This is a genomic window from Microbacterium canaveralium (genome assembly GCF_047238045.1).
GTDB lineage: Bacteria > Actinomycetota > Actinomycetes > Actinomycetales > Microbacteriaceae > Microbacterium.
The window spans coordinates 2,260,401-2,272,740 of sequence record NZ_JBDFMA010000003.1 but is presented as its reverse complement, the minus strand read 5'-3'; the positions used below and the strand labels follow the sequence as shown (position 1 = coordinate 2,272,740).

The 12,340-nt window shown below is 68.8% G+C and carries 13 protein-coding genes; 5 read left to right on the top strand and 8 right to left on the bottom strand.

All coding sequences use genetic code 11. The annotated features are described in order from the left end of the window. Positions 1–30 precede the first annotated feature (30 nt). Both ABC271_RS11870 and msrB read right to left on the bottom strand, forming a co-directional pair. Positions 31–600: a nitroreductase family protein gene (locus ABC271_RS11870; RefSeq protein ID WP_412925060.1), complete on the bottom strand. Its 570-nt coding sequence runs from the start codon at positions 598–600 to the stop codon at positions 31–33. Continuing rightward, complete coding sequence (gene msrB, locus ABC271_RS11865) at positions 597–1,004, bottom strand: peptide-methionine (R)-S-oxide reductase MsrB (protein ID WP_412925059.1); 408 nt, start codon at positions 1,002–1,004, stop codon at positions 597–599. The genes ABC271_RS11870 and msrB overlap by 4 nt, the downstream gene beginning before the upstream one ends. Before the next feature lie 72 nt (positions 1,005–1,076). Between msrB and ABC271_RS11860 the strand changes: the two genes are divergently transcribed. From ABC271_RS11860 to groL, 5 genes are all read left to right on the top strand, one after another. Then, entirely contained in the window at positions 1,077–2,075 is a 999-nt protein-coding gene (locus ABC271_RS11860; protein ID WP_412925058.1) for a DUF2332 family protein, read from the top strand. Between the two features lie 4 nt (positions 2,076–2,079). Next, positions 2,080–2,334, top strand: a complete 255-nt coding sequence (locus ABC271_RS11855) for a DUF3263 domain-containing protein (RefSeq protein ID WP_412925057.1) — start codon at positions 2,080–2,082, stop codon at positions 2,332–2,334. A gap of 34 nt (positions 2,335–2,368) precedes the next feature. After that, complete coding sequence (locus ABC271_RS11850) at positions 2,369–2,953, top strand: LytR C-terminal domain-containing protein (RefSeq protein ID WP_412925056.1); 585 nt, start codon at positions 2,369–2,371, stop codon at positions 2,951–2,953. Positions 2,954–3,084: 131 nt separating this feature from the next. Then, positions 3,085–3,288: a cold-shock protein gene (locus ABC271_RS11845; protein WP_412925055.1), complete on the top strand. Its 204-nt coding sequence runs from the start codon at positions 3,085–3,087 to the stop codon at positions 3,286–3,288. A gap of 173 nt (positions 3,289–3,461) precedes the next feature. Next, positions 3,462–5,081, top strand: a complete 1,620-nt coding sequence (gene groL / locus ABC271_RS11840; protein ID WP_412925054.1) for a chaperonin GroEL — start codon at positions 3,462–3,464, stop codon at positions 5,079–5,081. A gap of 61 nt (positions 5,082–5,142) precedes the next feature. On the opposite strand, the gene ABC271_RS11835 is transcribed toward groL, so the two are convergent. The 6 genes from ABC271_RS11835 to ABC271_RS11810 form a co-directional block, all read right to left on the bottom strand. Beyond that, on the bottom strand, positions 5,143–5,964 hold the full coding sequence (locus ABC271_RS11835) for a MerR family transcriptional regulator (RefSeq protein WP_412925053.1): 822 nt from the start codon (positions 5,962–5,964) through the stop codon (positions 5,143–5,145). A 49-nt stretch (positions 5,965–6,013) separates the two neighbouring features. Then, positions 6,014–7,726 (bottom strand): sensor histidine kinase, encoded by a 1,713-nt coding sequence (locus ABC271_RS11830; protein ID WP_412925052.1) that lies wholly within the window; start codon positions 7,724–7,726, stop codon positions 6,014–6,016. 88 nt (positions 7,727–7,814) lie between these two features. Further along, positions 7,815–8,507, bottom strand: coding sequence for a response regulator transcription factor (locus ABC271_RS11825; RefSeq protein WP_128216810.1), 693 nt, complete (start codon positions 8,505–8,507; stop codon positions 7,815–7,817). A 69-nt stretch (positions 8,508–8,576) separates the two neighbouring features. Next, complete coding sequence (locus ABC271_RS11820) at positions 8,577–10,226, bottom strand: DNA repair helicase XPB (RefSeq protein WP_412925051.1); 1,650 nt, start codon at positions 10,224–10,226, stop codon at positions 8,577–8,579. A gap of 46 nt (positions 10,227–10,272) precedes the next feature. Further along, entirely contained in the window at positions 10,273–11,991 is a 1,719-nt protein-coding gene (locus ABC271_RS11815; RefSeq protein ID WP_412925050.1) for a helicase-associated domain-containing protein, read from the bottom strand. 1 nt (position 11,992) lies between these two features. Further along, entirely contained in the window at positions 11,993–12,262 is a 270-nt protein-coding gene (locus tag ABC271_RS11810; RefSeq protein WP_412925049.1) for a multidrug ABC transporter ATPase, read from the bottom strand. Between the last annotated feature and the right edge of the window lie 78 nt (positions 12,263–12,340).

Here is a 12,340-nt window from a genome sequence, read left to right as displayed (position 1 = left end):
TGCGAACCGGCGACGGCGCTTCGGGGCGGATCAGAGGTGCGCCTCGTCGACCTTCCGACGCTTCTTGCCTCCCGGCATCCGCGACAGGTGCTTGGCGGCATCCACGGTCTTGCGCCGGGTCGGGCGCGACCGCACGGGCTTGCCGCCGATGTAGAGCCACCCGAGCAGCACCTCGCCCTTCGTGAGGCCGTGGGCCTTCGCGAGGACCTTGCTGCGCGTGTTGTCATCGGTGCGCCAGAACACCCCGAACCCCGCTTCATCGAGTGCGAGGCTCAGCATGTGGGCGACGCCCGAGGCGACGGCCTCCTGCTCCCATGCCGGGATCTTCTTCGAACTCAGATCCGCCACCACGGCGACGATGAGCGGTGCGCGCCGCGGCTTCGAGGAAAGGCCCTTCTTGCCGTCGGCCTTGTTCAGCGCACGGGCGAGGACGTCGCGGTCGGCCCCGCGGATCTCGATCAGACGCCACGGCCGCAGCGACTTGTGATCGGCTACGCGACCGGCCGCCGAAACGAAGGCCTCGAGCTCGGGTCCGGTGGGGGCGAGATCGGTGACCTTCGACCACGACCGGCGGTCGCGCATCGCCTCCAGCGCGCTCATGCCTCGTCGGCGGGGCTGAAACTCAGCGACAGCGAGTTCATGCAGTAGCGGTCGCCCGTGGGCGTCCCGAATCCGTCGGGGAACACGTGGCCCAGGTGCGAGCCGCAGTTGGCGCAACGCACCTCGGTGCGCTGCATGCCGTGGCTGTTGTCCTCGATCAGCTCGACGGCCTCGGGCTTGACGGACTCGTAGAAGCTCGGCCATCCGCAGTGCGAATCGAACTTCGTCCCGCTCTGGAACAGCTCGGCACCGCAGGCGGCGCATGTGTAGAGGCCGGCCCGGCTCTCGTCGAGCAGCTCGCCCGTCCATGCGCGCTCGGTTCCGGCCTGGCGCAGGACCGCGTACTGTTCGGGCGTGAGCTCGGCCCGCCACTGGTCGTCGGACTTCTCGACGGCGTAGGTCATGAATGGTCTCCTTCGTCCTGTCCATTCTCTCGTGTCCAGGGACCGCGATGGCCGTGGCGGCATAATCACGGAGTGGACCAGGATGCCATCACCGCCGTCGTCGACCGGTACGGGCGCTTCGCGCGCGACGAGGCTCCGGGGCGGTCCCGCCTCTACGAGGAGTGGGCGCGCCGGGTGACGGTCGACCCGGCGGTTGCGGCGGCGCTCGCGAGGATCCCCGCCACGCACCGACAGCCGCCGCTGGTCTTCGCCGTCCTGCGCCTGCTCGGCGCGCCGACGCAGACGGGCGATCCGTGGGCGCAGTGGGTGGTCGCGCACGCGGAGGCGATCGTCGCCGAGTGCGGACGGCGGAGTCTGCAGACCAACGAGCCGTTGCGCTGTGCCGCCCTGCTGCCGGCGCTGTCGCTCATCGAGGGGCCCATTGCTCTGCTCGAGGTGGGCGCGAGCGGGGGTCTCTGCCTCTACCCTGACCGCTACTCGTATCGCTTCCGGTCGCCCGACGACGCGGTGACGGCTCTCGACCCGGCGGACGGTCCCAGCGCGGTCGTCCTCGAGGCCGACGTCGACGGCGACCCACCGCTGCGCCTGCCCGAGGTCGTCTGGCGCGCGGGAATCGATCTCCAGCCCCTCGACGCGCGAGACCCCGAAGACCGCGCCTGGTTGACGGGCCTCGCGTGGCCGGGGGAAGAGGGTCGGCGCGAACGCATCACCGCCGCCCTCGACATCGCCGCCGCCGATCCGCCGCTCCTCGTCGCGGGCGACGGAGCCGAGTCTCTGCCCGGGCTCGCCGCGCGGGCCCCGCGCGACGCGACGCTCGTGGTGACGACTCCCGGCGTCCTCGCGCACGTTCCACGGCGGCACCGCGACGCCGTCATCGCTGCCGCTCGCGCCGCCGGACGATGGGTGACCCTGGATGCCGCGGGCCTCCACGACGCGTGGAACAGATCGCCGAACCTGCGGCCGGGAGGGTTCGCGCTCGCCCTCGACGGCGAGGTCCTGGCCAGCGTCGACCCGCTCGGCGCGTGGGTGGCGTGGCATCCCGGATCTTCGTATCGTCACGCAGTAGCGTGACGACGTGGCCCTCTCCGACCGTGATCTCGCCTTCCTTGCCTTCGAGGGTGAGTGGCGTCGGCACGGCGGTGCGAAAGAGGAGGCGATCCGGTCGGAGTTCGACCTCGCCCCGGCTCGCTACTACCAACTCCTGGGGCGTCTGCTCGACGACCCGGAGGCGTTGGCCGCGGACCCCATGCTCGTGCGACGCCTGCGCCGGCGCCGTGATGAGGCCGCCCAGCAGCACCGTGCTCGTCTCGGGCGCACGGCTGCGCGCTGACGGAGCCACAGAATCTGCCCGGTAACATCGTCCAATGCCCAGATCGACCTTCCCACGGGATCGTTTCGACGACCTCCCGGCCGGCGGCGGCCGCGTCGGCGCGCACCGGGCCGAACATCCCCGCTCCCGCGGGTGGGCAATCTTCTTCTGGGCGGCGCTGACCACCATCGTCTTGGTGATCGTGGGCATCTTCGGTGTGCTGGTGGCATCCGGCCGCATCTCATTGGGGTCTGACGCGGGACCGAGCCCGACCCCCTCGGAGAGCACTCCGGCGGTCATCGACACGTCGTACTCGGTCGTCGTGCTCAACGGGACCCCCGACGACGGCTTGGCAGGCAACCTGCGCGACCAGATCGTGGGCCTCGGATGGGCCTCCGACTCCGTGCAGACCGGCGATTCGGACACGACGGACTTCGCCACGACGACCGTGTACTACCGGACCACCGCGGACGAGCAGGCCGCGCGTGGTCTGGCGGAGGCGATCGGCGGCGCCGAGGTCGCGCAAAGCGACTTCCTCCAGCCCACGGACGACCCCAACACCCCCGACGACGAGGGCGCCGAGAAGCGTCTGGTCGTGGTGATCGGACTCGATCGCACCGCGGGCCAACCGACTCCGTGAGGCCCCTGACGCCGCGTGTTTCCGCGGCGTAAAAAGTTCGGTGCCGCCGTGTCAACAATGCCCGCTCGCGCCGATTCCGCCCGTGTCCGCGTGCTTACGATGACCTCGTCGTTCAGCAACAGGAGATTCGCATGACGCAGGGCACCGTCAAATGGTTCAACGCCGAGAAGGGTTACGGCTTCATCACCGTGACGGACGGACAGGATGTCTTCGTTCACTACTCGAACATCGAGATGTCCGGATTCCGGGTCCTGGAAGAAGGTCAGGCCGTCGAGTTCACGGTCGGGTCCGGACAGAAGGGTCCTCAGGCTGAGTCGGTTCGACTCATCGCCTGACCTCTCGCGATTCCCGCCGCGCCGCGGCCCCCGTCATGGGGGCCGCGGCGCTGCCGTTTCCACGGGCGTCGCGTGGCTTGCACTCCCCAGGGTCGAGTGCCAGAATGAGTTAGCACTCGCTTTCGTCGAGTGCCAAATCTGGAAGTCACCCGTCCGGGAGGGACGACACACTTATGGCAAAGATCATCGCTTTCGACGAAGAGGCCCGTCGCGGTCTCGAGCGCGGCCTCAACACCCTGGCCGACGCCGTCAAGGTGACCCTGGGCCCCCGCGGTCGCAACGTCGTGCTGGAGAAGAAGTGGGGCGCCCCCACGATCACGAACGACGGTGTCTCGATCGCCAAGGAGATCGAGCTCGACGACCCGTACGAGAAGATCGGCGCTGAGCTGGTCAAGGAGGTCGCCAAGAAGACCGACGACGTCGCCGGTGACGGAACGACCACCGCGACCGTCCTCGCTCAGGCGCTCGTCCGCGAGGGCCTGCGCAACGTCGCGGCCGGCGCTGACCCCATCTCGCTCAAGAAGGGCATCGAGAAGGCCGTCAAGGCCGTCACCGACGAGCTCCTGGCCTCGGCCAAGGAAGTTGAGTCCAAGGAGCAGATCGCCGCGACCGCGTCGATCTCCGCCGCCGACCCCGCGATCGGCGAGCTCATCGCCGAGGCGATCGACAAGGTCGGCAAGGAGGGTGTGGTCACCGTCGAGGAGTCCAACACCTTCGGCACCGAGCTCGAGCTCACCGAGGGCATGCGCTTCGACAAGGGGTACATCAACCCCTACTTCGTCACCGACCCCGAGCGCCAGGAAGCGGTCTTCGAAGACCCCTACATCCTGATCGCGAACCAGAAGATCTCGAACATCAAGGACCTTCTGCCCATCGTCGACAAGGTGATCCAGGAGGGCAAGGAACTCCTCATCATCGCCGAGGACGTCGAGGGCGAGGCTCTCGCGACGCTCGTGCTCAACAAGATCCGCGGCATCTTCAAGTCGGCTGCCGTCAAGGCTCCCGGCTTCGGCGACCGTCGCAAGGCTCAGCTGCAGGACATCGCGATCCTCACCGGCGGACAGGTCATCACCGAAGAGGTCGGCCTCAAGCTCGAGAACGCCACCGTCGACCTGCTCGGCCGTGCCCGCAAGGTCATCATCACCAAGGACGAGACCACCATCGTCGAGGGTGCCGGTGACTCCGCGCTGATCGAGGGTCGCGTGACCCAGATCCGTCGCGAGATCGAGAACACCGACAGCGATTACGACCGCGAGAAGCTCCAGGAGCGCCTCGCCAAGCTCGCCGGCGGCGTGGCCGTCATCAAGGCGGGCGCGGCCACCGAGGTCGAGCTCAAGGAGCGCAAGCACCGCATCGAGGACGCCGTGCGCAACGCCAAGGCGGCCGTCGAAGAGGGTGTCGTCGCCGGTGGTGGCGTCGCCCTGATCCAGGCCGGCAAGACCGCGTTCGCGAACCTCGAGCTCACGGGCGACGAGGCGACCGGCGCGAACATCGTTAAGGTGGCCATCGAGGCTCCGCTCAAGCAGATCGCGCTCAACGCCGGTCTCGAGCCGGGCGTCGTCGCCAACAAGGTCGCGGAGCTCCCCGTCGGCCACGGTCTGAACGCCGCGACCGGCGAGTACGGTGACCTGTTCGCACAGGGCATCATCGACCCGGCCAAGGTGACGCGCTCCGCGCTGCAGAACGCCGCGTCGATCGCCGGTCTGTTCCTCACGACCGAGGTCGTCGTCGCCGACAAGCCCGAGAAGGTCGCCGCTCCCGCGGGCGACCCGACCGGCGGCATGGACTTCTGATCCCCGCCTAGGTAGACAGAGAACGCCCCCTCCTCCGGGAGGGGGCGTTCTTCGTTCCCGGTCAGGCCAGAGGCCGGCAGACCTCGGTGATGAGGTCTTCGGGGGCTACCTGATCCGGCGTGGTCAGGTAGATGTTGAACCCGTGAGACGCGAGCGTTCCGTCGGCGCGCGGGCTCAGTCCCTCGTCCGCCAGCCGGGCGTTGATGCGATCGTGCGCCTGGCTGATCTGCGTGTAGGGGCCGAGAACGCGCGCGACGAGACAGTCGCGCGCGGGCAGCTCGATCAGGTGCAGCGGTTCCTGCACCGTGATACCCGCCTCGATCGGCAGGAACACCGACAGGTCGACGTCGTGCTCGACGTACGCGTTATCGTGCTCGATCACCCCGCACGGACCGATCGGTGTGAGGGATTGCTCGGCTAGAAGGGGCATCAGACGCCCCCAGAGCTGGCCTTCATCGGAATAGGTCGGCACGGTACCGCGCAGGGCAACGGCGGTCACCGCGGGAACAGTGGTGCGTGTGAGAGTGATAGACATGGGATCGTCTCCGAGTAGTCGAGTGATGAGCGACACTCGCTCCCGTACTGCACGCGCTTCGGCTTCGAGCTCAGCGCGCTGCATCTGCAACGCCCTGTGCCATGCCGGTGTCCCGCGGGCGTCGAGGAGAGCGGCGATGGCGGAGACGCCGAAGCCCACGTCACGAAGGTTGCGGACGTCGGCCGCATCGACCAGCTGGTGCGGGGCGTAACGCCGGTATCCGGTCCAGGGATCGATATGGGCGGGTACGAGCACGCCGTGGTGGTCGTAATGACGCAACATCCTCACCGATAGTCGACTCAGCGAGCTGAACCGACCGATGCTCATCAGGTTCGTGGTCTCGGCCATGACGTCATCGTGTCCTCTCACACCGTGTCAGGGTCAAGGAGACCCGGCATCACGCGGAGGCGTCGGCGTCGGGCTGGTAGTTCTCCGGCAAGCGCTCGAGAGGCTGCGTCTCGATCAGCGCGTGCTCCTGCGCGTTGCGGCGATCGGCGAGAGGGAGGGAGACGCGGAAGGTCGCGCCGCCGCCCGGAGTGTCTCGCACCTCGACCGTGCCGTGGAGCAGGTCGACGATGGATGCCACGATCGACAGACCGAGGCCCGAGCCGCCGGTTTCGCGCGTGCGCGAGGTGTCCGCGCGCCAGAATCGCTGGAAGATCTGCTCGCGGATCTGCTCTGGCACGCCCTCGCCATGATCGATGATCTCGATCCACCCCATGTCGGTGTCTGCGTCGACGCCGACGCGCAGGCCGATGGGGGAGTCGTCAGCGGTGAAGCGACGAGCATTGCCGAGGAGGTTCGCCACGACCTGACGGACGCGGTTCTCGTCGCCGAGGACGATCGGAGCCAGGCTCGGGACGCGGCGAGTCGGAGCCTCAGCCGCCTTGGCGGCCACATCGCCGTCCGCAGGTCCGGAGTCGGCGGTTGCGTCTCTGCGTCGACGCAACCGCGAGAGAGTGGCGCCCGCGATCGCCATCGCCGAGGTGGTCGGAGCGACCCTGCGGCGGTTCGTTTCCGCGCTACCGTCCGCTGGCAGTTCGGGATCGATGGTCATCACAGGGAGCACGATCGCCGCGCGGCCGGTCGTGTCGTCGACGGTCACCTCTCGCTGCGGGGACGTCACGCGGAGGTCGAGCGCGGCATCCCGGGCGATGGGACGGAGATCGAGGGTCGTGATCGCCACATCGCGCCGCTCGTCGAGACGGGCGAGGGCGAGGAGGTCTTCGACGAGAGCGCCCATGCGGATGGCCTCCTTCTCGATCCGCTCCATCGCCTGAGCAACGTCCTCGTCGGAGTGGATGGCCCCCATCCGGTACAGCTCGGCGTATCCGCGCATCGTCACGAGCGGGGTGCGCAGCTCGTGGCTCGCGTCACCGATGAACCGGCGCATCTGCCGCACCGTGGCATCCCGCTGATTCAGGGCGCCGTCGATGCGCCCGAGCATCGCATTGATGGCCGCCTTGAGCCTGCCCACCTCGGTATCGGGGACGATGTCCGTCAGGCGCTGGCTGAAGTCACCGGCGGCGATGTCCATCGCGGTGGTCTCGACCTGCCCGAGGCTGCGGAACGTGAGGGTGACGAGGGCGCGGGTCAGCAGCGCGCTGGCGATAAGGATCAACAGGGCGACGAAACCGTAGATGCCGATGTACGCCGCCACGATCCGGTCGGTCGGTGCCAGCGGCTGGACGACCATCTGCGTGTAGAGGCTGTTGTTGCCCGGTACCTGCAGCAGCCCCACGCGCGCGAGGAAATGCTGCCCCGACACCGGGTCCTCGAGGTCGATGCGTCGGTCGACTTGACCATAGGTCTGCTCGACCGAGAAGGTCTCGGGCAGCTGCGGCACCGTCTTCATGGCCGTGCCGTTGTAGAACGCCACGCGCTGACCGTCGGGGCCGTACACCACGACCATGGACCCGATCTGGGGCGCGTTGTCGACCTGCGTGAAGGTGAGCTGACCGTCGTTGTCGTCCGTGACGAAGATGCTGTTGGCGATGTTGCCCGCCGCCTGCTGCCCGAGCTGCTCGTCCAGATTGTTGATGAGGGTTGTGCGAAGGAACACCAGGGTACCGATGCCCGCGGCGACGAGGCCGACCGCCAGCAGGGTCACGGTGACGCCGGTGACCTTCGTGCGAAGGCTCAGCCGGCGCCACCAGTGCGTCAGTGCATCGTCGGAATTCTCCAGGATCGCTCTCCGCTCAGGCGGTCTTGCCGGACTTCAGCATGTAGCCGAATCCGCGCTTGGTCTGGATGAGCGGCTCCGAGGAGTGCGGGTCGATCTTGCGACGGAGGTACGAGATGTAGCTCTCGACGATGCCGGCGTCACCGTTGAAGTCGTACTCCCAGACGTGGTCGAGGATCTGTGCCTTCGACAGCACGCGGTTCGGGTTGAGCATCAGATAGCGAAGGAGCTTGAATTCGGTCGGGCTCAGGTCGATCGAAACGTCGCCGACGCTGACATCGTGCGTGTCCTGGTCCATCGTGAGCTCACCGGTGCGGATGACCGACTCCTCATCCGCCTGCATCGTGCGGCGGAGGATCGCCTGGATGCGGGCGACGATCTCGTCGAGGCTGAAGGGCTTCGTGACGTAGTCGTCGCCGCCGGCGTTCAGGCCGGTGATCTTGTCCTCGGTCTCGTCCTTCGCGGTGAGGAACAGGATCGGGGCGGTGTACCCGGCGCCGCGGAGGCGCTTCGTGACGCTGAACCCGTTCATGTCGGGAAGCATCACGTCGAGCACGATGAGGTCGGGTTCTTCCTCGAGAACCGCTGAGATGGTCTGCGCGCCGTTGGCGACGGCTCGGACCTGGAATCCGGCGAAACGCAAGCTCGTAATGAGCAGGTCGCGGATGTTGGGTTCGTCGTCGACGACGAGGATGCGCGGTGCTGTCATGCGCCCATTATCGTGACTTCACTCAAGGAAGCGCTGGATATCGCGAGAAACGCCGAGCGCTGGTAGGGCTCAGGCCGCCGCGGCACCGATCCCCTCGGCATCCAGAATCGTGTAGGCGTAGCCCTGCTCGGCCAGGAAACGCTGACGGTTCTGCGCGAAATCCTGGTCGACGGTGTCGCGCGCGATGAGCGTGTAGAAGCTCGCCGTGTGCCCCGACTGCTTCGGTCGGAGCAGGCGGCCCAGACGCTGCGCCTCCTCCTGGCGCGAACCGAAAGACCCCGACACCTGCACGGCGACGGAGGCCTCGGGCAGGTCGACGGAGAAGTTCGCGACCTTGGAGACCACGAGCAGCGAGATCGTGCCCTCGCGGAACGCCTGGAACAGCTCCTCGCGCTCGGTGACCGGCGTGGCACCGGTGATCTTCGGGGCGTGGAGAGCCTCGGCGAGCTCGTCGATCTGATCGAGATACTGACCGATCACGAGGACGCGCTCGCCCGGATGCCGATCGACGAGGCGCTTGACGACGTCGATCTTCGCCGGGGCCGTCGCGGCCAGGCGGTAGCGGTCTTCGTCGGCTGCGGCGGCGTACTCGAGGCGCTCGTCGGCAGGCAGGTCGATGCGGACCTCGTAGCAGGCGGCGGGCGAGATGAAGCCCTGTGCCTCGATCTCCTTCCACGGCGCGTCGAACCGCTTGGGGCCGATGAGGCTGAACACGTCGCCCTCACGCCCGTCCTCGCGCACGAGGGTCGCGGTCAGGCCCAGGCGGCGGCGAGCCTGCAGATCGGCGGTGAGCTTGAACACCGGTGCCGGGAGCAGGTGCACCTCGTCGTAGAGCACGAGACCCCAGTCCAACGCGTCGAGCAGGGCCAGGTGAGCGTACTTGCCTCCCCGCTTGGCGGTGAGGATCTGGTACGTCGCGATCGTGACCGGCTTGATCTCCTTGGACTGGCCCGAGTACTCGCCAATCTCTTCCGGGGTCAGGCTCGTGCGGCGCAGCAGTTCATCGCGCCACTGGCGGGCGCTGACGGTGTTGGTCACGAGGATGAGCGTGGTCGTGCGGGTCTCGGCCATCGCCCCTGCCCCGACGAGGGTCTTGCCCGCCCCGCACGGAAGCACGACGACACCGGAGCCGCCCTCGGAGAAGGACTCCACCGCCTGTCGCTGGTAGGGCCGGAGCTGCCAGCCGTCCTCGTCGAGGTCGATCGGGTGCGGCGTGCCGGGCGTATAGCCGGCGAGATCTTCCGCGGGCCAGCCGATCTTCAGCAGCTCCTGCTTGATGTGGCCGCGCGCCCAGGCATCGACGGTGTAGCTGTCGGGGGTGGGGTGGCCGATGAGCAGCGGCGAGATGCGCTTGTTGCGCGAGACCTCGCCGAGCACCGCCGGGTCGGTGGAGCGCAGGACGAGGGCGCCCTCGTCATCCCGCTCGATGACCAGTCGGCCGTACCTCCCGACGGTCTCGCGGATGTCGGTGCTCACCGACGCCGGGACCGGGAAGCGCGACCACTTGTCGAGCGTCTGCAGCATCGCGTCCGCGTCATGTCCGGCCGCGCGGGCGTTCCACAGGCCGAGCCGAGTGATGCGGTAGGTGTGGATGTGCTCCGGAGCCCGTTCCAGCTCGGCGAACACCGCGAGCTCGTGCCTCGCGGTTTCCGCCTCGGGATGCGCTACCTCGAGGAGCACCGTGCGGTCGCTCTGAACGATAAGGGGGCCGTCAGCCATAGCGTTCGAGTCTACCGGTGCGCCGGGGGAGGCGTCGTCGCTGGTCTCAGACGGCGGGGGTGATCGAGACGATGTGGGACAGCGGCAGGGTCCGCTCCACGTCGGCGGCGCGGTCGCGTCCGCGCAGACGTCCACCGCCGAGCCCGGTCGCTTCGAGCCGGAACACTCGCGACGATCCGTCGGGCAGACGCACGGTCACGTCGACGACCGCGCGGGCGCGGACCGCCTGATCGAGCTCGCGCTCGAGCCACGCGGCATCCGAGTCCTCTCCGCCTGCGCGCAGACGCGCAATGAGGGGAGCGTAGACATCCGTCGGATCGTCCGGGCTCTCGGCCACGGCCAGCTTCGCCCGCTCCACCGCGCGCGGACGGCCCTCGTCGTCGACCGCCACAGCCGGGTAGCGGGCGTCGCTGAGCGCCCAGAAGACCACATCGGCCGCGACGTGCGTGATGAGTTCGGCTCCCGAGCGGGTGAGAGCGACCGATCGCAGCGACGTGTCGACTTCCATGGCCCGCAGCAGCGTCTCGTCATCCGTGCGGACCGTCGTGAGACCGGATGCCGAGTCAGCGGCGACGCGGACGCGTCCATGCTCCGCCGCGGTGCGCTCGATGACGTACGCGAGCGGCTGGGGAAGGCCGGTGAGTGAGATGCCCGTGAGGAAGTCGCGCAAACTGTCGGCCGTCTCGCCGGCCGTGATCGCCGCGCCGATCGTCGCGGCGCTGAAGCGGTAGCTCGACGCCTGCGCGCGGGACTCGCGCACCGCCATCCCGCGCAGACGGACGTCGAGGTGCGGCGCGAGCGGGCCCGGAGCGATGGCGGTCAGGTCGTTCTGCAGGTAGACGCGATCGACCTCGGGCGGCAGCAGGGCACGGAGAGCGGAGGCATCCACGTCGCCGCCCTCGGCCAGACCCCGACCCCAGACGGGCACCGCGCCCCGCGCGTCGAGCAGCCCCCATGCCCGCAGCCGGTGAGCCCATCGCGCCGCGCGCTCTTCGCCGGCGGGGTCGAACGGGGTGGCTCCCGCCCACGCCGCCTGCGGCATCCACGCGCCCGACGGCGTGCGGTATGCCGCGGGAAGTGCGTCACGCAGCGCCCGAGCGGTGCTGGCCCACCTCTCGAGAGTGGGGAGGCGCAGCCAGGAACGGCCGGCGGGCGTGACGAGCCATGCGCGCCCGTTCGAGCCCAGCAGACCCGTCCGTGCGGCCATCCCGACCAGGAGATCCGCCTCCTCCGCCGAGCGTGCGGCGCCCGAATCCACGAGACGGCGGCGCTCGCTGGCGCCCAGCGAACCCGACCCGATGCGACCCAGGGGGGACTCCAGGGTGAGGAGCAGGACGTCGGCGAGAGCGGCAGCGTGGGTGAACGCCGACTCGGCAGCCGCGGCGTCGTCGGCCGCGTCGACACGAGGCTCGACCCCGGCCTGGGGGAGACCGTCGGGCGCAATCTCGGCGAGGGCCGCGGCGACCGCGGCATACACGCGGCCGTTGGCGTCGACGAGAGCCATGTCCTGGAGCGGTGGCCGAACGGCATCCGGAACGAGGGCGCCATCGATCGCCGCGACCAGGGCCTCGGCCTCCCGGCGATTCACGAGGGGCAACGCCCGGCCGATCGACGAGGAGTCGAGGAGCGCGTCGGCCGCATCGAACATGTCACGCCACGTCGCGGATGCCGACACATGACGCGCGGCGAACAGGTGAGCGAGGGCCTCGTCTCGGAGAGCGCTCAACGAGACCGCCAGTGCGCGTTGATCGGAGGTCTCGGGCACGTCAGCGTCCCCTGTTGGCGCGTGCCCTTCGCACGAAGCTCATGATGAGCACGGCCATCATCATGAGGAAGGCGACCGGAAGCGCAATGAGGGGCAGCACCACGATGGTGGGCCAGATGCCCTCGCCGAAGTCGGTCACGCCGGCGGGCCGGGCGAGGATGACGACGAAGAAGCACACGATCGACACGATTCCCAGCCCGAGCGACATGAACGCCAGGATGCGGTCGATGCGACGGATCGGGACATCGCCGTCGGGGGTGCGCGTGCTCATCGTCGTCAGCCTAGCGCCTGGCGGCCGTGCCGTAGGCTGGGGGGCCGGGATCCGATCGGGTTCCGAGTTCCGCCGCGC

Excerpts from the sequence above, each read along its gene's own strand:
- ABC271_RS11870 (WP_412925060.1), bottom strand. The coding sequence starts at position 600 with ATGAGCGCGCTGGAGGCGATGCGCGACCGCCGGTCGTGGTCGAAGGTC.
- msrB (WP_412925059.1), bottom strand. The coding sequence starts at position 1,004 with ATGACCTACGCCGTCGAGAAGTCCGACGACCAGTGGCGGGCCGAGCTC.
- ABC271_RS11850 (WP_412925056.1), top strand. The coding sequence starts at position 2,369 with ATGCCCAGATCGACCTTCCCACGGGATCGTTTCGACGACCTCCCGGCC.
- ABC271_RS11845 (WP_412925055.1), top strand. The coding sequence starts at position 3,085 with ATGACGCAGGGCACCGTCAAATGGTTCAACGCCGAGAAGGGTTACGGC.
- groL (WP_412925054.1), top strand. The coding sequence starts at position 3,462 with ATGGCAAAGATCATCGCTTTCGACGAAGAGGCCCGTCGCGGTCTCGAG.
- ABC271_RS11835 (WP_412925053.1), bottom strand. The coding sequence starts at position 5,964 with ATGGCCGAGACCACGAACCTGATGAGCATCGGTCGGTTCAGCTCGCTG.
- ABC271_RS11825 (WP_128216810.1), bottom strand. The coding sequence starts at position 8,507 with ATGACAGCACCGCGCATCCTCGTCGTCGACGACGAACCCAACATCCGC.
- ABC271_RS11820 (WP_412925051.1), bottom strand. The coding sequence starts at position 10,226 with ATGGCTGACGGCCCCCTTATCGTTCAGAGCGACCGCACGGTGCTCCTC.
- ABC271_RS11810 (WP_412925049.1), bottom strand. The coding sequence starts at position 12,262 with ATGAGCACGCGCACCCCCGACGGCGATGTCCCGATCCGTCGCATCGAC.